The organism is Novosphingobium sp. HII-3, assembly GCF_002916655.1.
GTDB classification, from domain to species: domain Bacteria; phylum Pseudomonadota; class Alphaproteobacteria; order Sphingomonadales; family Sphingomonadaceae; genus Novosphingobium; species Novosphingobium panipatense.
The window spans coordinates 255,830-277,983 of the sequence record NZ_PPSM01000025.1; the positions used below are offsets into that span (position 1 = coordinate 255,830).

Consider the following 22,154-nt stretch of genomic DNA (forward strand, 5'->3'; position numbering starts at 1 on the left):
CGAAGCTTCAGCTTCCGACCGAAGTCTGCGCGTCGCGGCCATCCCCCTGCGGGGCGGCGAGGATGGCGCGGGTGACCTGGCCCTTGGCGACCGTGTAAGTGCCCGGATCCCCGACTGTCGAGCGGATGCCCGGAGCCGCCGTGCCGGCGAGATCCAGCGCCGATTTTTCCACCTCGCTGCGCGCCTGCGGACCGCCGAACAGAGCGTCCAGCGTCTGCTGCTGGAGAGAGTCGTTGGTGGGGCGCGGCTGCCCTTCCTTGGGGGGGCTCAGTGAGAAATCGGGCGGCACCACCAGCGGGGTCTGCCGCTGCACGGCAAATTCGTCGGGACGGCTGCGGTTGAACAGGCCCGTGCTGCCGCAGGCCGAGAGCAGGACCGCGCCGGTCGCGACGAGAACGAAGGCACCGGTTTTCTTCATGCGCATCAAAATCAACTCGCGTTTTTTATTCAGGCCTGTGGGGCGGGTTCCGCCTCTGCATCGGGCTTGTCGCGCGAAAACAGGGATCGGGCAAGGATAATCAGGACGCCGATGGTGATAGCGGCATCGGCCAGATTGAAGATCAGGAAGGGCCGCCAGTCACCGAAATGCAGGTCTGCGTAGTCGATGACGTAGCCCACGTTGAAGCGATCGTGGATGTTACCCGCAGCGCCGCCCAGCACCAAGCCGAGGGCGCCGATTTCCGGCAGCTTGCGCTCCCGCAGCAGCCAGATCAGCACGAAAGCGGCGATCGCGGCGGTCATCGCCACGAGCGCCCAACGCCCCTCCGGCGATCCGGCCGTGAACAGGCCAAGTGACACGCCGAAATTCTGCGTCCAGGTCAGGTTGAAGAACGGCAGCACGTAGACCTGCCCGATCCGGTCGAGATCCAGATCATCGACCACCCATCCCTTGATGCCCTGGTCCACAGCGTAGGTGACCACTGCCAGCAACAGGCCGAGACCGCGTTTGGGCCACGCCGTCACGCTGTCGTCTCCACCACGTCCTCGCAGCGAGCGCAGAGATCACCATCCTCGGCAACTCCCGGGAGATGGCGCCAGCAGCGGCCGCACTTGTGGTCGTTGGAAGGCGTGACGCTCACGCCCGAGCCATGGTCGCGGGTAACTTTCCCGGTGATGAACAGCTCGGCCAGATCGCCCTCGGGCGCCGTATCCGGCACCGTGACCACGGCGGCAAGACTGGAGCCAATGACCTTCTCGCGGCGCAGCGGCTCGATTGCCTCGGTCACCTTTTCGCGAAGGGCGCGAAGCTCGGCCCACTTGGCGGCGTCGGCCTCGACCGCCGGGACTTCGGGCCATTCCAGCAGGTGGACGCTGCCGCCGTCCGGGTAGCGCGAACCCCAGGTCTCCTCAGCGGTGAACACGATCACCGGGGCGGCGTAGCGGATCAGGGCATGGAACAGGATGTCCAGAACGGTGCGGTACGCGCGTCGCTTCGGATCCGTGGCTGCGTCGCAGTAGAGGCAGTCCTTGCGGATATCGAAGAAGAACGCAGACAGGTCCTCGTTGCAGAAGTCCAGCAGCGATCGCACGTAGGTGTTGAAGTCAAAGGCGTCGACGGCACTCCGCAGCGTCCTGTCCAGATCGCCCAGCAGCGCGAGCACGTAGCGCTCGAGTTCTGGCATCTCCTCAACCGGCAGGCGTTCGGCTTCCTTGAACCCGTCCAGCGCGCCCAGAAGGTAGCGCAGGGTGTTGCGCAGCTTGCGGTACTGGTCGGCCACGCCCTTCAGGATCTCGTCGCCGATGCGGTGGTCCTCGGTGAAGTCGACCGAAAGCGCCCAGAGGCGGATGATGTCAGCGCCGTTGGTCTCCATGACCTTGAGCGGGCTGATGGTGTTGCCCAGCGACTTCGACATCTTCATGCCCTTGGCGTCCATGGTGAAGCCGTGGGTAAGGACCGCCTTGTAAGGCGCATGGCCGCGCGTGGCGCAGGATTCGAGCAGCGAGGACTGGAACCAGCCGCGATGCTGGTCGGAGCCTTCGAGATAAAGGTCGGCCGTAGGCCCTTGGTAGCCTTCGGGACGCAGCAGGTCCGGCCAACGGCCCGATTCGAGCACGAAAGCGTGAGTCGAGCCCGAATCGAACCACACGTCGAGGATGTCCGCAACGCGCTCATAGTTCGCGGCATCGTAGTCCGGGCCAAGCAGGTCCTGCGCAGCCTCGTCGGACCAGCCGTCGACGCCCTGCGCAAGGATCGCGGCGCGGATGCGGTCGTTCACCGCCTCATCAACCAGGTATTCGCCGGTTTTGCGGTCAACGAACAGCGTGATCGGCACGCCCCACGCGCGCTGGCGCGAGAGCACCCAGTCAGGGCGCCCCTCGACCATCGCGCCGATACGGTTGCGGCCCTTGTCGGGGACGAAGCGGGTGTCGGCGATGGCCTGGAGTGCCACTTCGCGCAAGGTGCCCTTGCTCTGGTAGTCCATGGCCTTGTCCATCGGGACGAACCACTGCGGGGTGCAGCGGTAGATCACCTTGGCCTTGGACCGCCACGAATGCGGGTAGCTGTGCTTGTAGTCCGCAGAGGCGGCCAGCAACGCGCCCGCTTCGCGCAGATCCGAGCAGATCGGGCCGTCGGGGGCGTTGAACTTGGGGTTGATGACCGAGCCCTGCCCAGCCAGCCACAGCCAGTCCTCGCGGTACTTGCCGTCCGCCTCGACCACGAACTTCGGGTTGATGCCATTGGCCTTGCACAGCTCGAAGTCGTCCTCGCCGTGGTCGGGCGCCATGTGGACGAGGCCGGTGCCGCTGTCGGTGGTGACGAAATCGCCCGCCAGCAGCGGACGCGGCTCCGCGAAGAAGCCGCCCAGCGCATGCATCGGGTGGCGCGTGATGGTGCCGGCGAGGTCCGCGCCCTTGAAGGTGCCGAGCGCATATTCCGCGAAGTCGGCGTCGCCGATCATGTTTTCGGCCACCGGGCCCAGGCCCGTGCGTGCGAAAAACGCCTCCAGCAAGGGCACAGCGACGATGAAGCGGCGTCCGTCGTGGGCGCGATAATGGTGATATTCCACCTCAGGCCCATACGCCAAAGCCTGGTTCACCGGGATCGTCCACGGCGTCGTCGTCCAGATCACCGCATGGGCGCCGACCAGTTCCTCGATCGGCGACTCAACGATCTCGAACGCCACGTCGATCTGGGTCGAGGTGATGTCCTCGTACTCGACCTCCGCCTCGGCCAGCGCGGTCTTTTCCACCGGGCTCCACATCACCGGCTTGGCGCCGCGATAGAGCATGCCGTTTTCGGCAAATTTCAGCAGTTCGCCGACGATGGTGGCCTCTGCTTGGAAGTCCATCGTCAGGTACGGGTTGTCCCAGTCACCGTTGATGCCGAGGCGCTTCAACTGCTCGCGCTGCACGTTCACCCAGTTCTGGGCGTAGGCGCGGCATTCGGCGCGGAATTCCTCGGCGGGGACTTCGTCCTTGTTCTTCTTCTTCTTGCGGTACTCTTCCTCGACCTTCCACTCGATAGGCAGGCCGTGGCAGTCCCAGCCGGGGACATAGGGCGCGTCCTTGCCCAGCAAGGTCTGGGTGCGGACCACCATGTCCTTGAGGATGTGGTTCAGCGCATGGCCGATGTGCATGTCGCCGTTGGCGTAGGGAGGACCGTCATGAAGGATGAACTTCTCACGGCCGCGGCGCGCCTCACGCGTCTTTTCGTAGATCTTTTCCGCCTGCCAGCGCGCCAGAATACCTGGCTCCTTCTGCGGGAGCCCGGCCTTCATGGGGAAATCGGTCTTCGGCAGGAAGACGGTGCTACGATAGTCGCGCTGTTCAGTCATGATCGGCGGGCACTATAACAATTGCGGGACTGTTGGAAGTCCGGCGATTTTGCTCACGCCTGGGCGAGCAGTTCCCTTGCCCGGGCGCAATCGCTGTCCATCTGCGCGACAAGCGCATCCAGGGTGTCAAAGCGGGCTTCGGGGCGGAGGAAATGGTGGAACGCCACCTCGATCTCCTGACCGTAGAGATCGCCCGAAAAGTCGAAGAAGTACGGTTCGAGAAGTTCCTTGGGAGGATCGAACGTCGGACGGATACCGAGGTTGGCGGCGCCCTGCACCATGCGTCCGCCGGGCAGGCGGCCCGTGACTGCATAGATGCCGTAAAGCGGGCGCACATAACTGCCCATATCGAGATTGGCGGTGGGATAGCCGATGGTTCGGCCAAGCTTATCGCCATGCTGCACGCGTCCCCGGATCGCGAAGGGCCGCGTAAGGAGGCGGGCCGCCGTTTGACAATCCCCCTTCTTGAGCGCCGCACGGATGCGACTGGACGACACCGGCAGGCCGCCATCGCTGACCGGGCCGACCGTCCGCCCCTCCAGCCCGTGAGCGGCGCCCACTTCGCGCAGCAGTTCCGGATTGCCCCCCTTGGATCGGCCGAAAGTGAAATCCTCTCCGGTGACGACGCCGACCGCCCCCATGTGGCGCACCAGCATCGCCTCCACCCAGTCACGGGCCGGCATGGCAGCCATGGCGGCATCGAAGTGCAGCACGAGCATCGCGTCGGCACCCGCGGCGCCGAACAGCTCCTCCCGCTGGTCGAGTGTGCTGAGGCGGAAGGGCTCGGCGTCCGGCCTGAAGTGGCGGACGGGATGGGGATCGAAGGTGGCGACGATGGCTGGCCGCCCCCTCTCCCGCGCCCAGCGGATCGCTTCCCCCACGACAGCCTGATGGCCCTGGTGAAACCCGTCAAAGTTGCCGAGCGCCAGAATGGCACCCCGCAGCGAATCGGGAACAGGCAATCGGTTGTCGAGGCGAATCATGAGCGGTGCGGCTATAAAGGGCGCTTGAGAGTCACGAAAGCATGAGCCGGATGGTCGCCCCGAGCCGAGTGTTCCTCACGCGCGACCTCTTTCCATTCGGGTCCCAGGTCCGGCATGATGGTATCCCCTTCGAACGCATCCTCGATTTCAGTGAGTTCGACCCGGCTGGCCATCGTCAGGAACAGCGCGTTGATCTCCGCCCCGCCGATCACGGCGACCTCCCCCTCACCCGCAAGGGCGAGCGCCTCCTGCGGCGTGTGAGCGACTTCGGCCCCGGGCGCTGACCAGCCTGCCGCGCGGGTCAGCACGATATGGCGCCGGCCCGGCAGGGGCGCGGGAAAGCTTTCGAAGGTCTTGCGTCCCATCACCATCGGCTTGCCCATGGTCAGCGCCTTGAAGCGCCTGAGGTCCGCAGGGAGGCGCCAGGGCAAGGCACCGTCGCGGCCGATCACCCCGTTCGACGCTCTGGCGTAAATGAGGAAGATGTCCTGCGCCATCAATCCAGAATCAGGCGCGTGACGTGGCCCATCTTGCGGCCGGGGCGCGAAGCCCCCTTGCCATAGAGATGGAGGTGGTTGGCCGGGTTGGCGAGGATGGCGGCCCAGTCGTCCGCCTCGTCCCCGATGAGGTTGCGCATCTCAATGCCCCTGGCCGCAAGACTGGTGCCGCCCAGAGGGAGCCCGCAGATGGCGCGCACGTGGTTTTCGAACTGGCTGGTCACCGCCCCTTCGATGGTCCAGTGCCCGGAATTATGGACGCGCGGCGCCATCTCGTTGAACACCGGCCCTTCGACGGTGGCGAAGAACTCCAGCGTCAGCACGCCGACATAGTCCAGCGCCTCGGCAACCTTGCCGGCAAGTTCACGCGCGGCCGGCACCTGCTCCAGAACCTCGGCAGGTGCAGGCACCGTGCTGAGGGAGAGGATGCCCGCCTCGTGCACGTTGCAGGCGCTGTCGAAGAAGCGGATCTCGCCATCGCTGCCGCGGCAGAGGATCACTGAAAATTCGGCGAAGAAGGTGACGAAACCTTCGTAGATCAAGGCAGTCTGCGGCAGGTCGAGCGCAGCGGCGTCTTCAGGCGTCCTGATCCGCCACTGGCCCTTGCCGTCATACCCGTCACGGCGGGTCTTGAGGATGCCTGGTGCACCGATCGCGTCGATCGCTGCGGCGAGATCCTGCGCGTTGTCGACCGGGGCGAAGGGCGCGGGCCGGCCGCCGAGTTTCGTGACGAACTGCTTTTCGTTCAACCGGTCCTGCGCCGTTTCAAGCGCCCGTGCGTGCGCCAGCAGAGGCGTGGCGCCCAGTGCCTTGAGAGGCTCGACCGGTACGTTTTCAAACTCGTAGGTGACGACCGCGCAGTCGGCGGCGAACTCGGCCATCGCCTGCGCGTCGTCCCAGGCGGCACAGGTGAAGCGGGCGCAGACCTCGGCAGCGATCGAGTCCGGCTCGGGGGCGTAGACATGGCAGCGGTAGCCAAGCTGCGCCGCGGCCATCGCAATCATGCGCCCAAGCTGGCCGCCGCCGAGGATGCCGATGGTTTCGCCTGGAGGGATCATGTTCGCCTAGCTTGCCTGCTTGTGGTTCGCCCTTGCCGGTGACGGAAAGGACGAACCGGGAGATCGGAAATCAGCGCCGGCCGGAAAGCGGCCGGCGAACCACTTATACCGGCTTTTCAGCCACGCCTGCGGTCTGCTCCGCCCGCAGCACTTTCAGACGATCGGCCAGGGCCTCGTCCGACGTGGCGAGGATCGCGGCCGCGAGGAGGCCGGCGTTGGCCGCACCGGCCTCGCCGATCGCCAGCGTTCCCACCGGAATGCCGGCCGGCATCTGCACGATCGAGAGCAGGCTGTCCTGCCCCGACAGCGCCTTGGACTGGACCGGAACGCCAAGCACCGGCAGGTGCGTCATCGCGGCGACCATGCCGGGCAGGTGAGCGGCCCCCCCTGCCCCGGCGACGATTACCTTGAAGCCCTCGCTCTCCGCGCCCCTGGCGAACTCCACCAGCCGCTCGGGGGTGCGATGCGCCGAGACGATCCGGGCGTCGTAGGTCACTCCGAGCTTGTCGAGCATCTCCGCGGCCTTGCTCATGGTCGGCCAGTCGGACTGGCTGCCCATGACGATGGCGACCTGCGGCGCGGCGGACGCGGACATTCTCAACGCTCCGAGAGGTAGTAGCGGTCGAGCACCGCGAGGTCGTCCGCCAGATCGTAGACGATGGGCTGGCCGGTCGGGATCTCGAGCCCGGTGATTTCCTCGTCGGAGATGCCCGAAAGGTGCTTCACCAGCGCGCGCAGCGAATTGCCGTGCGCGGCAACCAGCACGGTCGACCCGGCGTGGAGATGGGGGACGATGGAGCCCTCGTAGTAGGGAAGGACGCGCGCGATGGTGTCCTTCAGGCTTTCGGTCATCGGGACATCGATACCGGCGTAGCGCGGGTCGGCCGAGAGATCGAACTCACCGCCCCTGCCGAGGACCGGCGGCGGGATGTCGAAGCTGCGGCGCCAGATCTTCACCTGATCGTCGCCGTGCTTGGCCGCCGTCTCGGCCTTGTCGAGGCCCGTGAGGCCGCCGTAATGGCGCTCGTTGAGGCGCCAGTCCTTCGTTTCGGGGATCCACAGGATGCCGGCCGCCTCAAGGGCGAAGTGCAGTGTCTTGATCGCGCGGGTCTGCAGCGAGGTGAACGCCACGTCGGGCAGAAGCCCCTTCTCCTTCAGGAGAGCACCGGCTGCGCGGGCTTCAGCCTCGCCCTTTTCGGTCACATCCACATCCCACCAGCCGGTGAAGCGGTTCTCGAGATTCCACTGGCTCTGGCCGTGGCGAAGAAGGATCAGGCGAGGCAAGGCGTAGCTCCCTATGTCAGGACCGATGGGTCTTTGCCGCAGCCCCTAGCTTTCCGGGGGCGATTTGGGAAGCCTGCCCGAGTCGCCGCCCGTAACGGAAACTTCGCCCGCCACGGCGCGGGCCTGCGCTTTTCGACGCCGCAGGTTCTCGCGCAGCTTGGCAGCCAGGCGCTCCTCCCGCGTCAGCTTTTCCGCGCCTTCGCGCGCCGGCAAGTCGTTCTTCATGGCTTCTGGCAATGCCGGTAGTGAAAAGAAAGCGCAAGCAGCGCTTGACAACCGCCGCCGCTGCGGACAATAGCGCGCCCCTGCCCCGGGTGGACCGGAGGCAATACGGCGCTGCTGTAGCTCAGTGGTAGAGCGCACCCTTGGTAAGGGTGAGGTCGGGAGTTCAATCCTCCCCAGCAGCACCATTCCCCCGACATCGCCAGTACACCGGTCAGTCCCCATGCCGCAGGCGCGTGCCTTGCGGTGGACCGGCGTCATCAAAGCGTCACCACTCCATCACGTGACCGTCATGATGCGCGCCTAGGGGCCGCCCCTGAGAACATCAAAGTTCAAACAGGGGAAATACTTCGGCCATGACTCGTTCGCTTCAGCTCGTTGCCGGGCTGCTCGCCTCCGCATCGTTCGCCACTCTCGCCCAGGCCGGCGAAGTCACCGGCCACATCAATGACGCCACCGGCACCCGCTCCCTCCAGTCCGCCAGCGTGCGCATTGTCGAACTCAACCGCCAGGCAGAGACGGACCGCGCCGGAAGCTACGTCTTCGGCGATGTGCCCGCAGGCACCTATACGCTGGAAGCGCGCTACGTCGGCGCGGAAGTGACCCGCGAGACAATCAGCGTTCCGGCGAGCGGAAGCCTGACGCAGGACTTCAACCTTGCCGCGATCGGCGGCGGAGACATCCTCGTTACCGGCCTGGTCGCCAACCTTTCCAGCGCGCTTTCGCGCCAGCGGGAAGCGGATGGCGTGCAGTCCGTCCTCACCCGCGATGCCGTCGGCCAGTTCCCCGACCAGAACGTCGCGGAATCGCTGCGCCGTCTCCCCGGCCTCAACATCCTGAACGACCAGGGCGAAGGCCGGTACGTTTCGGTGCGCGGCCTTGACCCCGATCTCAACGGCACCTCCATCAACGGCGTGCGGATGCCTGCCCCGGAAGCGGAGGCGCGTTCCGTCGCCCTCGACGTGATCTCCTCCGATACGATCGAATCGATCGAGGTGAAGAAGAGCTTCACGCCCGACATGGACGGCGACTTCATCGGCGCCTCGGTGGAAATCCGGACCACCAGCGCGTTCGACACCAGGAAGAACCGCTACTCGGCAAGCGTGGAAGGAAGCTTGAACGACTACTCCGGCAAGGTCACTCCGAAGGGCGCCTTCGACTTCACGCAGAAGCTCGGGGAGGATTTCGGCGTCGCCGGCTCCGTCAGCTACTACAAGCGCAAGTTCGAAACCGACAACGTCGAGATGGCCGACTGGACGCAGGACGACAACGGCGCCGTCTACGGCGAAACGCTTGAGTACCGCGATTACGATGTGGAGCGCACGCGCATCAACGCCGCGCTCTCGTTCGACTGGCGTGTATCGGACAGCACCAAGGCCTACATTCGCGGGAACTGGGCGCAGTTCGAGGACCACGAATACCGCCGCCGCACCACGTTCGATTTCGGCGATTTCGGCGAAGCCAGCGCGAGCGACGGTGACCGGGTCACCTTCGACACCGCCGACCTCGACGATGGCGACAACCTGCCGGTCGAGCGTGACCTCAAGGACCGCTTCGAACGCCAGCGCATCCGCTCGGTCTCGATCGGCAGCGACACGGACACGGGTACCTGGAAGTTCAACTGGCAGGCCAGCTATGCCAAGTCGACTGAGAAGGAGACCTTCTCAATCGACCCGATGCGCTTCACGGGTGAGTTCGAGAACGACTCGGGCGTAGCCGTCACCATCGACAACAGCGGCCGCTACTTCCCGACCTATGCAGCCGCCAGCGGCGGCAGCGTCTTGAACGATCCCACGAATTACGGGTTCGATCGCCTCGAACTCACCACCCTATCCGACAGCCAGGATGAGGAATGGGCGGTCAAGGCGGACCTTGCACGCACGTTCGCGGGCGACAACGGTGACTTCACCGTGCAGGGCGGCGCGAAGGCAAGGTGGCGGACCAAGTCGTACGACTTCAACATGTCCCGCTTCGACGGTTACGACGGTGACCTCACGCTGGCCGACATGCTGGGCCGGCAGACCTACCGCCTGCTGGACATGGGGCCGGTGGTCAGCAAGCACGGCCCTGCTGACTTTTATCGCGCCAACGAGGATGGCTTCGAACTCAACCCCGAAGACAGCCTGATCGACAGCTCGATCAGCGATTACCGGGTCAAGGAGGACATCACCGCCGCCTATCTGCTCGGACGCTGGGATTCGGCGACGCTGCGCGTCATCGCCGGCGTGCGTATGGAGCACACGGAAAACGAGATGCGCGGCAACCTCGTCGCCGTCTCGGAAACCGACGATGAGACGGTGATCGACGTCGCCCCCGTGAACTACGACCGCAGCTACACCAACTGGCTGCCCAGCCTGACGGTGCGCTATAGCCCGCAGCAGAACCTCGTGGCGCGCTTCGCCGGATACAAGACGGTGGTGCGCCCGAAGCTGGGGCAGCTGGCGCCCCGTTACTCGATCAACGAGGATGGTGAAGCGGAATTTGGCAACCCCGCGCTCAAGCCGTACCAGGCCTGGAACCTGGATACCGGCTTCGAGTACTACTTTGCCAACAACGGTGCCGTCACCGCAGGCCTGTTCTACAAGTCCGTGAAGGACTACACCTACTCGCAGTTCTCCACCGAGGAAGGCGTGTTCAACGGTGTCCCCTACACGGAACTGCGTACTCCCGTTAACGGCGACAAGGCCGAAATCGCCGGTATCGAGTTGGGCTACAGCCAGGTGTTTTCGATGCTGCCCTCACCCTTCGACGGGCTGCTGACCCAGTTGAACTACACCTACACTTACGCCCGCGGTACGGTCCTCGATGACGATGGCGTGGCCCGGCGCATCGATCTGCCCAACGCTTCGAAGAACACGTTCAACGTCGTGCTGGGATACGAGAAGGGCCCGCTCAGCCTGCGCGCTGCTGGGACCTTCCGCGACAAGTACCTTGATGAGGTTGGCGACGCGGCCGATACCGATCGCATCGTCAACCAGCACTTCCAGCTCGATCTCTCGGCCAAGTACAAGCTGACAGAGAACATCCGCATCTTCGCCGATTGGGTGAACGTGAACAACGCCAAGTACTACGCCTTCCAGAACTTCGCCGGTGCCGAGCGGCTCCTGCAGTACGAGGAGTACGGCTCGACGGTGAAATTCGGCGCGCGGGTGTCCTTCTGATGCGCGGCTGCGACATGCCCTTCATCGCTTCGCGGCGCGCCATGGCTGGCGCCCTCCTGCCCGCCTTGCTGCTGTCGGCCTGTGCGACGGCGGGATCCCCTGCCGGTGCTCCGCGCCCCCACTATCCCGCAGTGGACGTGGCGGCAGAGGGTGAGACCGCGCCGGTCGGCACGGCCAAGGCCGATGCCGCCGACGACCCGGCGATCTGGCGCAATGCCGCCAATCCCGCGGCCAGCCTGGTGCTCGGCACGGACAAGAAGGCCGGGCTCTACGTCTATGGCCTCGATGGCAGGGTCCGGGACTTTTCGCCGGCCGGCGCGCTGAACAACGTGGACCTGCGCGAGGTGAGGATGGCGGATGGGTCCACCCGTATCCTTGTGGCCGCGAGCGATCGGAACGACCGAGCCGCGCCGAAGATCGCGCTGTTCTGGCTCGATGGCGCGACAGCCAGACTTTCGGCACAGGAACCGATAGCCTTCCTGCCGGCTGGCCATGCGCCCGCCGAGGCGTACGGCTTCTGCATGGGTGGGCCGCGTATGACGGGCGAAGTGGCTCGGGCCTATGTGGTTCTGAAGGACGGCACGGTCAGCGAGAGCCGCCTGGTCGAGAGGTCTGGCCGGATCGCCGCCGAAGAGCTGCGGCAGGTGAAGTTCGCCACGCAGTCGGAAGGTTGCGTCGTGGATGACGCGACCGGCACCCTCTACGTTGCCGAGGAAGATGTCGGCATCTGGAAGGTTCCGCTGGCCGAGGGCACGCTGGTGGCCTCCGCTCTGGCCCGGGTCGGTGAAGCCGATGGATTGGTCGACGATGTGGAAGGACTGGCCATCGCGCGGCAGGGATCGAAGGGGTGGCTTGTAGTTTCGAGCCAGGGGGACAACGGCTATGCGCTGTTCGACCTAGAGACCGGCAAGTCCGCCGGACGCTTCCGCGTGAGTGGCGGGTCTCTGGGCGCCACGAGCGAGACGGACGGCATCGAAGTCCTGCTCGGCGACTTTGGCCCGCAGTTCCCCGAAGGGCTGTTCGTGGCGCAGGACGGCGACAACGCGCCGTTGGCGCAGAACTTCAAGCTGGTGTCCTGGCGGGCCATCCGTACCGCGCTCGGGCTCAGGTAAAGGTGCGAAGGACCGTCCGATGATCCCAAGAGCCACCCTCGCACTGCTGCTCTTTGCGGGGAGCACCGCCCTGCCCGGCGTGGCGTGCGCCGACGTCCTGCAGATCGGCGAGAGTGGGGCTGAATGGATCGCGGGCGGTCCTGCGTCGCTGATCGCGACGCCTTCGGGAGAGCCGGAGGTCATGGTGCTCGACGAGGGCGGCACTATCGAGCCGGCGGCCATGACTCACGCCGCCGATGCCGCAGGGCCTGCGCGGTGGCGCGAAAACATAGCCCGGCTCGCCGCCAAGTACGACCTCAGCCCATCGCTGCTGGAAGCGGTGGTGTGGCAGGAGAGCCGCTGGAACGAGCGGGCTGTTTCACCCGTAGGCGCGCGCGGCCTTGCCCAGCTCATGCCCGGCACCGCCGCCCAGATGGGGGTGAACCCGCACGACCCGGCGGCGAACCTGGAGGGCGGCGCGCGTTACCTGCGCCTCCAGCTCGACACCTTCGGCGGCGACGTCGAAAAGGCATTGGCAGCCTATAATGCCGGTCCTAGCCGCGTCGTGCGGGCCGGAGGCATCCCTGCGATAACCGAGACGCGCAACTACGTGGCCTCGATCATGGCGCGCCTGTCAGGGCCGGTCCGCCGCTGAAGACGGCGCCAGGGGCCCTGCGGAACGGGCTTCAACGCCCGCTCCTTCACCCTGCGAGAAATCAGGCCAGCAGCCGCTTTGCCATGGCGCGGATCTCCTCGCCCATGTCCTCCCGGTCGAGCGCGATCGCCAAGGTCGCCTCTACGAAGCCGACCTTCGAACCGCAGTCGAACCGCTGTCCATTGAACGTAACGGCATGGAACGGCTGCGTGCCGATGAGTTTGGCCATCGCGTCCGTCAGCTGGATCTCGCCACCCGCGCCTTTGCCCTGCGTTTCCAGCAAGCCCATGATCTCCGGCTGGAGGATGTAGCGGCCGGAGACGATCTTGTTGGAGGGGGCGTCCTCGACCTTCGGCTTCTCGACGAGGCCCTTCACCTCGGTAAGGTTTCCGCGCACCTCGCCGGGGGCGATCACACCATAGCTCGACACTTCGGCCTCAGGCACCTCCAGGACCGAAATGAGGTTGCCGCCCACCTCGTTGTAGGCTTTCACCATCTGCGCCATGCAGCCCGGCGACCCGTACATGAGTTCGTCCGGAAGGAAGATCGCGAAGGGTTCGTCCCCGATGACCGAGCGCGCACACCAGATCGCGTGGCCAAGTCCCAGCGGCACCTGCTGGCGCACCGTCACAAGGTTGCCTGGCTGGATGCGGGTGGGATGCAGGGGGTCGAGCGACTTGCCCCGGCCGGTCATTGTCGCCTCAAGCTCGAACGCGGTGTCGAAGTGTTCGACGATCGCGGTCTTGCCGCGGCCGGTGACGAAGACGAACTCCTCGATGCCTGCTTCCCGTGCTTCATCGACCGCATACTGGATCAGAGGGCGATCCACCACCGGAAGCAGTTCCTTGGGAATGGCCTTGGTGGCGGGAAGGAAGCGGGTGCCCAGACCCGCGACGGGAAAGACAGCCTTGCGAACTGGCTTGCGAAAGTTCGTATCATTCATGGGGCTGGGTAGTGCCTCGCTCATGTTGCAGTGGGGTTAAAGCGCCAAAACGCACAGAGCGCAACAACGCCCAAGTGTGCTTACCGATCCATTAGGGGTGCCGATTTGGCGCTAATTTGCCGCGCATCCCGTTGCCGATGGCGCGTTTGGCGTTAAAGGACGGAAATGGATAAGATCATCATCGAAGGCGGCAAGCGTCTTGCCGGCACCATTCCCGTCTCCGGCGCCAAGAACGCTGCTCTTACGCTTTTGCCCTGCGCCCTCCTTACCGAGGAGCCGCTGACGCTGCGTAACCTCCCGCGCCTTGCCGACATCGACGGGTTCCAGCACCTGATGAACCAGTTCGGAATCTCCACGATGATCGCGGGCAGCCGCCCTGAAGATTTCGGCCGGGTCATGACCCTGCAGGCGACGCGGATCACGAGTTCCGTCGCGCCTTACGATCTGGTCCGCAAGATGCGCGCTTCGATCCTGGTGCTTGGCCCGATGCTGGCCCGCATGGGTGAAGCCACCGTCTCGCTGCCGGGCGGTTGCGCCATCGGGAACCGGCCCATCGATCTCCACCTCAAGGCCCTTGAAGCCCTGGGCGCCACGATCGAGATGGCCGCAGGCTACGTCAAGGCGATCGCGCCGGACGGCGGCCTCCCCGGCGGCAGGTACTCCTTCCCGGTCGTCTCGGTCGGCGCGACGGAGAACGCGCTGATGGCGGCCGTGCTGTGCAAGGGCAAGTCCACCCTCCACAACGCCGCGCGCGAACCCGAGATCGTTGACCTGTGCAACCTCCTGGTCGCCATGGGTGCGCAGATCGAGGGTATCGGCACCAGCGACATCACCATTCACGGCGTCGATCGGCTCCACGGTGCGACCTACATGGTCATGCCCGATCGCATCGAAGCGGGCTCCTATGCCTGCGCGGCCGCGATCACGGGCGGCGAGGTCCTGCTCAAGGGCGCCCGCATCGAGGACATGGAAGCAACCGTCCAGGCTCTGCGCGATGCCGGCGTCCACGTCGAAGCGCGAGGCGATGGCATCCACGTCGCCGCTGACGGTAAGCTGCGTCCCGTGACGCTCTCCACCGCGCCTTACCCCGGCTTCGCCACGGACATGCAGGCGCAGCTCATGGCCCTCCTCTGCATGGCCGATGGTTCGAGCGTGCTGACGGAAACCATCTTTGAAAACCGCTACATGCACGTGCCGGAACTCAACCGCATGGGCGCACGCATCGAGACCAAGGGTCGCACGGCCATCGTCCATGGAGTGTCCGGCCTCACCGGCGCCGACGTGATGGCAACGGACCTGCGCGCCTCCATGAGCCTCGTCATCGCGGGCCTTGCGGCCGAAGGGCGCACGCAGGTCCACCGCCTCTACCATCTCGACCGCGGATACGAGCGGCTTGAGGAGAAGCTGGCACTGGTCGGCGCACAGATCGAACGGGTCGGCGGCGACTGATCAGGGCTTCCGACCAGCCGGCCGAAACCTTCGGGGACCATGGCGCGTTGCTCCTGACGAACTGCCGAGAGGAGACTCAAATGGGCCTGATCAAGTTGGCCGCCGCCGGTGCGGTCGGATACGCGCTGTACAAGTACGCGACCGAAAAGAAGCAGGATACCGCCTATGCGGGCGGCATCCGCGATTCCGGTCCCGAGCACATGACCACGCCGCCCAAGAACTGGAGCAAGACGGACGAAGCCATCGATGAGAGCTTCCCCGCCAGCGATCCGCCGGCGACGTACTGACATAACGCCATCATTGAAAAGGGCGGGGAAGCATCACTTCCCCGCCCTTTTTCATGCTCTGCCCGATCGAAGCGAATTTGCGTGCGCCATCCTACGCCCGGCTGGAACGATCCGGCCGGCCAAGTCGTTGAAACCAGTACCGGACCGGCGAAAAGCTGCGCCGGTAACGGAACCGAGGACAATGGCGATCCACTTCATCGCGGACCTTCACTTCAATGACGATGAGCGCTGCCCGACCCTGCCTGACGGCTCGCACGACAGCGCGGAGTTCGCCCGCCGCATCTGCCGGAACTGGCGCGCGCGGGTGGCACCGGACGATGTGGTCTGGATCCTTGGAAACGTCGGTAACGCAGTGCACCTGGGCACACTGCCCGGGATCAAGCACCTTGTCCGCGCCAGGCACGACCCGCTTCCGTGGCAGTGCCTGAATACCGGCCGCTATGCCAGTGTGACGGAGCGACACGTCCTTGCCACACCGGAAGGGTGCATCACGCTCGTGGCTGATCCTCTGGATGCCAATCCCGATGATTCAGAGCTGGTCCTCCATGGCGGTCATCCGGTCAGGTCCGATACAAGCGGCTACCTCAGCGTTTCAGCCTGCCACCGCGAATTGGCCCCGGTCAGCCTTGCTGCAGTTCGGCAGGGTGGGGTCTTCGCGGCCTTGAGACAGGCCGCCTGACCGTCAACCACCGACGCGAGTAGCGAGCCACACCCGCACCGCCCCCGCAAGACCCGGCGGGTTCTGCGCCTCCAGACGTTCCGCATCGATGCGCGCAACGAGCGCGTTCAACGGCACGCCCTCACGCGCTGCGGCTTCCTTGAGCAAATCCCAGAACACAGGCTCCAGGCTGATCGAGGTCTTGTGCCCCGCGATCTCTACGGATCGCTTCACCGGTGGATGATAGGGCGTTGCCATCGCCGGCGTTTGCCCCAGCCTTCAAATGAAGACAAGCCTTGGGTCTGTACTTCGCAAGGTACCCGCCATTGGTATGTACCATGTGTCATTTAGTACCTTGCTTAGCCCAGTAGCTGTCTATATACAGACTGTGTCCACAGGAGATGATTCGATGTCCGAAATCGAAATCCAATTGAAGAAAGGGGTGCTGGGCCTGTGTGTCCTCGCGCTTCTTTCGCGGGGGGACAGCTACGCCTACGAGATCGCGAGCCGGATGGCCGACGCAGTCGACATGGGGGAAGGCACCATCTACCCCCTGATGCGCCGCATGCAGTCCGATGGTCTGGTACAGACCTATCTTGAGGAATCGCCCTCAGGCCCTCCGCGCAAGTACTACCGCCTTACAGATGCGGGCCGGAACCGGCTGGCCGAACAGGTCACCGACTGGCGCAGCTTCACGCAGGCCGTCGATACTTTGATCGAAGGCACGTCCACCACCCGGCACAAGCCCGCCGCGCCTGAGCAGGAAGGGGAAACAAGCCATGACGCGTAACGAATTCATCAAGCGCCTCACGACGGGCCTGAGCGGTATGCCGCAGGACGCCGTCGACGATATCGTTTCCGATTACCAGGCGCACTTCGAAGCCGGGCTTGCCGAGGGTCGCAGCGAAGAGGAAGTGGCCGCAGCTCTTGGCAACCCGAGCCGGCTGGCCCGCGAACTCCGCTTCGAGACCGGCTTTCGCAACTGGAAGAGCGAACGCACCCCCTCCTCCGCCTGGCGGGCGATCATCGCGTTCATGGGGCTGGCGACGATCGACATCCTCATACTCTTGCCGATCGTGCTCCCGGTCCTTGGCGTGGTTTTCGGCCTTTTCGTAGGTGTGCTGGCCGCGTTCGTGGCGGGCGGCTTCATCCTCATCGCAGGACCCTTCTCCGGTTTTCCGGGCGGTGCACTGATCGCCATCCTGCTCGGTCTGGGTACGATGAGCGCCGCAGTCGGCGTCGCGGCCCTGCTCACGATCTTCGGGATCGGGATCGTCAATGCCCTCATGTGGTTCGGCCGCCTGCACTACCGGGTGCTTGAGCCGGCAATTCATTCCGAAGACTGACGCGACGAAAGATAGGAGGAGGTAGAAATGCTTAGGAAGCTGCTCATCGTATTCGCCAGCGGCGTGATCCTGTCGATCGCCGCGTTCAGCCTGGCTTTCGCGATCGGAGGCGATGACATCCGTCGCGGGTTCGACAACGGCGGCTGGACCTTCATCACCGACGATGAGGACGAACTGTCCGGAGCGCGCAAGACCCGCATCTTCGCCCTAGCATCCGGCAGCCGCCTGGCGATGGAAGTGCCGGTGGACCTTGAGTTCGACCGGGGTGACAAGGCGGAGATGCGCGTAGAAGGACCGTCCGAGCTGGTCGACCGGCTGGTATGGCAGGATGGCCGCCTCAGCCTGAAGGGATCGGCGCGCCTGAGCCGCGGTCTCAAGGTTCGCATTACCGCTCCGGAAATCGGGGGCCTCGACCTCGACGCTCCGGGTGAGGTGAACCTGCGGGGGCTGCGTCAGGACGAACTCCGCGTCAACGCGCGGGGCGCCATGGATCTCGAAGCTGACGGACAGGTCCCTCACATCTTCGTCAGCTCAGCCGGTGCGGGTGACATCGACCTTGGCAAGGTTCAGGGTCAGGACGCCACCATCCGCGTCGACGGTGTGGGTGACGTGACCATCGGCGCCAGCGGGATCGTCGATGTCCAGATCAACGGCGCGGGCAATGTGACGCTCCTGCGCAAGCCGGCGACACTGCGCAGCCATATCAACGGTGTCGGCAGCGTCGACCACGCGTACTGAGACGTTCCACGTGGAACACCACGGGCCCGTGCCCTCAAGGCGGTGCGGGCCGTTTTCGGCTGAATCAGGCGGCGGCCCTGCGCAACCGGTCGTTGATGGCCGCTCCTATCCCGAAGTCAGGAATGGGAGCGACCGCGATCCGTGGCTTTGGGGCCGCAGCTGCCTGATGAAGCAGCGCATAAAGACGCGACGCCGCTTCGGTCATATCACCGGTGACGGAAAGCGACACTTCCCCCTGAACCGTCCCGAAGCCGATGTGAAACTCGTCTTCCGCCGCCTTCTCGGCTTCGAGACGTACGGGCTTCCCGGGGGCGTAGTGGCTGGCGAGTTGGCCCGGCGCTTCGATACCGGCCGAGGTCACCGGCTGGCTCGCCCGACCCAGTACGGCGGCGATCTGGGTCTCCCCGATCGGACCGGGACGTAGCAACTGCCACTCCCCCTTCCCCCTCAGCGCGATGATGGTCGATTCAACGCCCGCCTCACAGGCGCCACCATCGATCACCGCGTCGACGTTCGCACCAAGGGATCGCACCACGTGATCCGCCGTCGTGGGGCTAACGCCGCCGCTTCGGTTTGCTGATGGCGCGGCCAGAGGCACGCCGGCCGAGGCGATCACCGCCCGCATCACCGGGTGCGCCGGGCACCGAAGCGCGACCGTGGGCAACCCGGCCGTAACAGCCGACGCGATCCCGGCTTTGTCGCGCAAGGGCAAAACCATCGTCAGCGCACCGGGCCAGAACGCCTCGGCAAGCGCGGTGGCACGATCGTCGAACACGGCCAGCGCGTCAGCCGAAGCGAGATCCGCCACGTGAACGATAAGCGGGTTGAAGCTCGGCCGCCCTTTCGCCCGGTAAATTGCCGCCACCGATGCGTCCCGGTCCGCCCTTGCGGCAAGGCCATAGACGGTCTCGGTCGGCACTGCGACGAGACCCCCTTCCCGCAGGAGCGCAGCGGCAGCGGCGACCTTCTCAGGGGTGGTATCCAATAATGCAGGTCGGCTGGCGTGGTTCATGCCCCCTCGCTATAGCGCGCCGCACCGAAAGCCAAGGATGCCGCAATGACCCAGCCCGCTTCGCCCACTGGCGGTGATCCCGCCACGCTCCTCACTCGCATAGCCGAGGCGCTCGAGCGCCTCGCGCCGCAAGCCGCCGAGCAGCCCGACTGGATGGCGCACCCGGCTTATGTGTGGACGGGCTCCTGCGCGCGGGCGGTGGAAAGGCTCGATGCTCCGCCGCTGCCGCTGCTTCGGGGAATAGACAGCCAGAAGGAGCGCGTCGTCACCAACGTCGAGCGCCTTGCAGCGGGGCACGCGGCGCACGACATGCTGCTGTGGGGTTCACGCGGGATGGGCAAGTCGGCGCTCCTGCGCTCGGCCGTCCGGGCCGCCGACACTGCGCACCCGGGCCGCATCGCCCTCGTCCAGGTTGCCCAGGAAGCGCTGTCGGGCATGGCCGATCTCTTTGCGGTTCTTGGCAGGGTTCCGCGCAGCTTCCTCGTCTTCATCGACGACCTTGGCTTCGAGGAAGGAGACGGCGCTGGCCCCCGCGTCCTGCGCTCTTGGCTCGAAGGCGGGGTGGAGGCGCGCCCGTGCAACGTGCGTCTGGCGGTCACCTCCAACCGTCGGGTCATCGTAGGACGCTCGATGACAGAGCAGGATGACCCGATCAACGCGCGCGATGTTGTCGACGAACGCCTGGCGCTGGCGGACAGGTTCGGCCTTTCCATCGGCTTCCACAACTGCGACCAGGACGCCTATCTCGCCATCATCGAGGGTTACGCTGTCGAATACGACCTGCGCTGGGAGGCTTCGGACGCACTGGAATGGTCCCGCCGCCGGGGCGCTCGTTCGGGACGGGTCGCATGGCAGTACGTCAACGAACTGGCAGGGCGCGCGGGGAAGGCGCTTTAGGCTTTTTGCGCAAGCAAGCCCGCGCCATTGCGCGGGCTTGCCCGGGCATCAGGGCAGCAGCCGATCGTCTTCCTCGCGGAAGCCACCAAGGAGGCGTGCTGCTTCCTCTGGCGAGTTGGGGTCCTTGATGTCCTTGCGAGGCTGCAGGTGTTCGGTGACCACCGGCGCCACTGTCGCGGACGATTGGGCCCCCGGTGCGATGACGCGCCAGATGATCCCGGCCGTATCGTCGCTGACGAGCAAGGCGCCCGCCTTGTCCCACGCAAGCCACGTCGGCCGGCCGCGCGCGTCGCCGTTGTCGCGCAGGAAGCCGGTCAGCACCGGCTGCGGCTTCACGTCCCCCGGATTCCCGTTGGCATCAAAGGGGACGAACACCACATCATAACCCACGGCAGGCCGCCGGTTCCAGGATCCATGGCGGGCGACGAACACGCCGTTTTCATAGCCGCGCCCCATCCGGTTGCCATTGGCGAATGTCATGCCGAGCACCGCCGTGTGGGCCCCCATCGCGTACTCGGGCTTGCGCGTGTACTCGATCATGTAAGTCTGCATCGGCCATTCCACCCGCTGGTCGAAGGTGTCCTTCCAGTAGACCCACGGCCAACCGTACTGTGCGCCCACGGGCACATTCGTGAGGTAATCGGGAACGAGATCAGGTCCGAGCATGTCCCGCTCCTGCACCACCGCCCACATTTCGCCGGTGGACGGATTCCAGCCCATACCGTTCGGGTTACGCATGCCCACGGCAAACTGCCGGCGGCGCGCCGTCGCCACATCGATTTCCCAGATCATGGCGCGGCCGGTTTCCGCCTCCATGCCGTTCTCGGCGATGTTGCTGCCCGATCCCACGGCGACGTAGAGGTGCTTGCCGTCCTCGCTCAGGAGCAGGTTGCGCATCCAGTGGTTGCCGCCGGCAGGCAGATCCATCATGGTCCGCAGCGGCTTGCCTTCAAGGCTGGTCTGCCCCGGTGTGAAGGCAAACTCCAGCACGCGATCGTGGTTCGCGATGTAGAGCTTCCCGTCCCGATAGGCCATGCCCGACGGCGAACGCATGTCCGCAGAACGCAAGGTTGTCTTCATCTCGGCCCTGCCGTCGCCATCGGCATCCCGCAGCAGCGTGATGCGGTCCGGCGACGGTTCCCCGGCGCCAACCCGGTTGAACATGAGGCCCATCACGACCCCGGTCAGCCCGCCGGGCCTGTTCGCGGCAGGCGCGTTCGTTTCGGCCACCAGAACGTCGCCGTTCGGCAGCGTCAGCATCGTGCGGGGATGATCGAGAGCTTCGGCAAACCGGGAAACCGTCAGTCCCTCGGCCGCCTTGGGAGCCTCTCCCGCAGCCCAGCCGACCGGCTTTGCCAGTTTGATGCTGGGTATCCACTGCGGATCGGGTTCGACCAGTTGCGGGTTTTTGCCTGCCGTGGCGTCACTCGGAAGATTGGATGTGTTGGAATGGAGCCCCCAATACACGAACCCGGCGGCGGCCAGGACAACAACGGCAGAGGCGATGGCGGACTTCTTGACGATCGGGTTCATGAAGGATGGATACGCCTGCACCGGCTGGTGGACAACAGCGAGTTGCGCTAGGTGCGGGTCATGTACGACTTTGCAGCCGACGCGAACCTTCCCAAGCCCGAACTCTACAGCGCCCTCGCCCGTGCGGCCGATGCGCTTGTGCAGGGTGAACCCGATCCGATCGCCAACATGGCCAATCTTGCAGCAGTAATCTGGCAGTTCGTGCCGGACCTCAACTGGGCCGGATTCTACCGGACGGTGGAGGACGAGCTCGTGCTCGGCCCCTTCATCGGCAAGCCGGCCTGCATTCGCATTCCCTTCGGCCGCGGCGTCTGCGGCACCGCCGCATCACTGGGTGCCACGCAGGTCGTGCCGGACGTTCACGCCTTCCCCGGTCACATCGCCTGTGACGCCGACAGCCGTTCGGAACTGGTGGTGCCGGTGCTACGCGACGGGCGCGTCATTGCCGTCATCGATCTCGACAGCCCCACGCCCGGCCGCTTTGACGAGGAAGACGCCGCCGGCATGCAACTCGTGGCGCAGGTCGCATCGCTGGCAATCTGACCGGCGCGCAAGACTTCTGTA

The 22,154-nt window shown here is 65.4% G+C and carries 24 protein-coding genes and 1 tRNA gene; 12 read left to right on the top strand and 13 right to left on the bottom strand.

The features are described 5' to 3' along the window. Window positions 1-7: 7 nt before the first annotated feature. The 9 genes from C2R25_RS10885 to C2R25_RS10925 all read right to left on the bottom strand — a co-directional run bounded on the left by C2R25_RS10885 (window position 8) and on the right by C2R25_RS10925 (window position 7,823). Window positions 8-424, bottom strand: coding sequence for a DUF3035 domain-containing protein (locus C2R25_RS10885; protein ID WP_103729199.1), 417 nt, complete (start codon window positions 422-424; stop codon window positions 8-10). 23 nt (window positions 425-447) lie between these two features. Further along, complete coding sequence (gene lspA, locus C2R25_RS10890; RefSeq protein WP_103729200.1) at window positions 448-963, bottom strand: signal peptidase II; 516 nt, start codon at window positions 961-963, stop codon at window positions 448-450. Then, window positions 960-3,776, bottom strand: a complete 2,817-nt coding sequence (gene ileS, locus C2R25_RS10895; protein ID WP_103729201.1) for an isoleucine--tRNA ligase — start codon at window positions 3,774-3,776, stop codon at window positions 960-962. Before ileS ends, lspA begins: the two co-directional genes overlap by 4 nt. A gap of 53 nt (window positions 3,777-3,829) precedes the next feature. Beyond that, window positions 3,830-4,759 (bottom strand): bifunctional riboflavin kinase/FAD synthetase, encoded by a 930-nt coding sequence (locus tag C2R25_RS10900; RefSeq protein ID WP_199183812.1) that lies wholly within the window; start codon window positions 4,757-4,759, stop codon window positions 3,830-3,832. 11 nt (window positions 4,760-4,770) lie between these two features. Next, complete coding sequence (locus C2R25_RS10905; protein WP_103729202.1) at window positions 4,771-5,256, bottom strand: dihydrofolate reductase; 486 nt, start codon at window positions 5,254-5,256, stop codon at window positions 4,771-4,773. Then, the gene (locus C2R25_RS10910) at window positions 5,256-6,314 is read right to left on the bottom strand and encodes a 5-(carboxyamino)imidazole ribonucleotide synthase (protein WP_103729203.1); all 1,059 of its coding nucleotides are present in this window, start codon (window positions 6,312-6,314) and stop codon (window positions 5,256-5,258) included. The genes C2R25_RS10905 and C2R25_RS10910 overlap by 1 nt, the downstream gene beginning before the upstream one ends. A 103-nt stretch (window positions 6,315-6,417) precedes the next feature. Next, window positions 6,418-6,909: a 5-(carboxyamino)imidazole ribonucleotide mutase gene (gene purE / locus C2R25_RS10915; RefSeq protein WP_103729204.1), complete on the bottom strand. Its 492-nt coding sequence runs from the start codon at window positions 6,907-6,909 to the stop codon at window positions 6,418-6,420. A 2-nt stretch (window positions 6,910-6,911) separates the two neighbouring features. Further along, a complete protein-coding gene (gene gpmA / locus C2R25_RS10920) occupies window positions 6,912-7,598 on the bottom strand; it encodes a 2,3-diphosphoglycerate-dependent phosphoglycerate mutase (RefSeq protein ID WP_103729205.1) in 687 nt (228 codons plus the stop codon). A 45-nt stretch (window positions 7,599-7,643) separates the two neighbouring features. Continuing rightward, on the bottom strand, window positions 7,644-7,823 hold the full coding sequence (locus C2R25_RS10925) for a hypothetical protein (RefSeq protein ID WP_103729206.1): 180 nt from the start codon (window positions 7,821-7,823) through the stop codon (window positions 7,644-7,646). 110 nt (window positions 7,824-7,933) lie between these two features. Between C2R25_RS10925 and C2R25_RS10930 the strand changes: the two genes are divergently transcribed. The 4 genes from C2R25_RS10930 to C2R25_RS10945 all read left to right on the top strand — a co-directional run bounded on the left by C2R25_RS10930 (window position 7,934) and on the right by C2R25_RS10945 (window position 12,727). Further along, window positions 7,934-8,008: transfer RNA gene (locus C2R25_RS10930), tRNA-Thr, on the top strand. Window positions 8,009-8,176: 168 nt separating this feature from the next. After that, entirely contained in the window at window positions 8,177-10,981 is a 2,805-nt protein-coding gene (locus C2R25_RS10935) for a TonB-dependent receptor (RefSeq protein WP_103729207.1), read from the top strand. After that, window positions 10,981-12,093 (top strand): phytase, encoded by a 1,113-nt coding sequence (locus tag C2R25_RS10940; RefSeq protein ID WP_233203917.1) that lies wholly within the window; start codon window positions 10,981-10,983, stop codon window positions 12,091-12,093. The genes C2R25_RS10935 and C2R25_RS10940 overlap by 1 nt, the downstream gene beginning before the upstream one ends. Window positions 12,094-12,112: 19 nt before the next feature. Beyond that, the gene (locus C2R25_RS10945; protein ID WP_103729208.1) at window positions 12,113-12,727 is read left to right on the top strand and encodes a lytic transglycosylase domain-containing protein; all 615 of its coding nucleotides are present in this window, start codon (window positions 12,113-12,115) and stop codon (window positions 12,725-12,727) included. A 61-nt stretch (window positions 12,728-12,788) separates the two neighbouring features. Here C2R25_RS10945 and galU read toward each other — a convergent pair whose 3' ends face one another. Beyond that, window positions 12,789-13,670, bottom strand: coding sequence for a UTP--glucose-1-phosphate uridylyltransferase GalU (galU, locus tag C2R25_RS10950; RefSeq protein WP_103729209.1), 882 nt, complete (start codon window positions 13,668-13,670; stop codon window positions 12,789-12,791). Window positions 13,671-13,835: 165 nt separating this feature from the next. On the opposite strand from galU, the gene murA reads away from it, so the two are divergent. The 3 genes from murA to C2R25_RS10965 all read left to right on the top strand — a co-directional run bounded on the left by murA (window position 13,836) and on the right by C2R25_RS10965 (window position 16,085). Next, window positions 13,836-15,119: a UDP-N-acetylglucosamine 1-carboxyvinyltransferase gene (gene murA / locus C2R25_RS10955; RefSeq protein ID WP_103729210.1), complete on the top strand. Its 1,284-nt coding sequence runs from the start codon at window positions 13,836-13,838 to the stop codon at window positions 15,117-15,119. 80 nt (window positions 15,120-15,199) lie between these two features. Then, window positions 15,200-15,406, top strand: coding sequence for a hypothetical protein (locus C2R25_RS10960; protein ID WP_103729211.1), 207 nt, complete (start codon window positions 15,200-15,202; stop codon window positions 15,404-15,406). A 181-nt stretch (window positions 15,407-15,587) separates the two neighbouring features. Continuing rightward, window positions 15,588-16,085, top strand: coding sequence for a phosphoesterase (locus C2R25_RS10965; RefSeq protein ID WP_103729212.1), 498 nt, complete (start codon window positions 15,588-15,590; stop codon window positions 16,083-16,085). A gap of 3 nt (window positions 16,086-16,088) precedes the next feature. Here the strand turns inward: C2R25_RS10965 and C2R25_RS10970 are convergent, their stop codons facing one another. Beyond that, window positions 16,089-16,322 (bottom strand): ribbon-helix-helix domain-containing protein, encoded by a 234-nt coding sequence (locus C2R25_RS10970; RefSeq protein ID WP_103729213.1) that lies wholly within the window; start codon window positions 16,320-16,322, stop codon window positions 16,089-16,091. Window positions 16,323-16,473: 151 nt separating this feature from the next. On the opposite strand from C2R25_RS10970, the gene C2R25_RS10975 reads away from it, so the two are divergent. The 3 genes from C2R25_RS10975 to C2R25_RS10985 are packed head-to-tail and all read left to right on the top strand — an operon-like array spanning window position 16,474 to window position 18,148. Next, complete coding sequence (locus C2R25_RS10975) at window positions 16,474-16,854, top strand: PadR family transcriptional regulator (protein WP_103729214.1); 381 nt, start codon at window positions 16,474-16,476, stop codon at window positions 16,852-16,854. Continuing rightward, complete coding sequence (locus C2R25_RS10980) at window positions 16,844-17,410, top strand: DUF1700 domain-containing protein (protein ID WP_103729215.1); 567 nt, start codon at window positions 16,844-16,846, stop codon at window positions 17,408-17,410. Before C2R25_RS10975 ends, C2R25_RS10980 begins: the two co-directional genes overlap by 11 nt. 27 nt (window positions 17,411-17,437) lie before the next feature. Continuing rightward, window positions 17,438-18,148, top strand: a complete 711-nt coding sequence (locus C2R25_RS10985; protein WP_103729216.1) for a GIN domain-containing protein — start codon at window positions 17,438-17,440, stop codon at window positions 18,146-18,148. A gap of 64 nt (window positions 18,149-18,212) precedes the next feature. On the opposite strand, the gene C2R25_RS10990 is transcribed toward C2R25_RS10985, so the two are convergent. Further along, window positions 18,213-19,160, bottom strand: coding sequence for an L-threonylcarbamoyladenylate synthase (locus C2R25_RS10990; RefSeq protein WP_103729217.1), 948 nt, complete (start codon window positions 19,158-19,160; stop codon window positions 18,213-18,215). A gap of 45 nt (window positions 19,161-19,205) precedes the next feature. On the opposite strand from C2R25_RS10990, the gene C2R25_RS10995 reads away from it, so the two are divergent. After that, window positions 19,206-20,057, top strand: a complete 852-nt coding sequence (locus tag C2R25_RS10995) for a DUF815 domain-containing protein (protein ID WP_103729218.1) — start codon at window positions 19,206-19,208, stop codon at window positions 20,055-20,057. Window positions 20,058-20,105: 48 nt separating this feature from the next. Here C2R25_RS10995 and C2R25_RS11000 read toward each other — a convergent pair whose 3' ends face one another. Continuing rightward, window positions 20,106-21,590, bottom strand: a complete 1,485-nt coding sequence (locus tag C2R25_RS11000; protein WP_103729219.1) for a sorbosone dehydrogenase family protein — start codon at window positions 21,588-21,590, stop codon at window positions 20,106-20,108. Window positions 21,591-21,650: 60 nt separating this feature from the next. Here C2R25_RS11000 and C2R25_RS11005 point away from each other — a divergent pair, with 60 nt between their 5' ends. After that, the gene (locus C2R25_RS11005) at window positions 21,651-22,133 is read left to right on the top strand and encodes a GAF domain-containing protein (protein WP_103729220.1); all 483 of its coding nucleotides are present in this window, start codon (window positions 21,651-21,653) and stop codon (window positions 22,131-22,133) included. Window positions 22,134-22,154 lie beyond the last annotated feature (21 nt).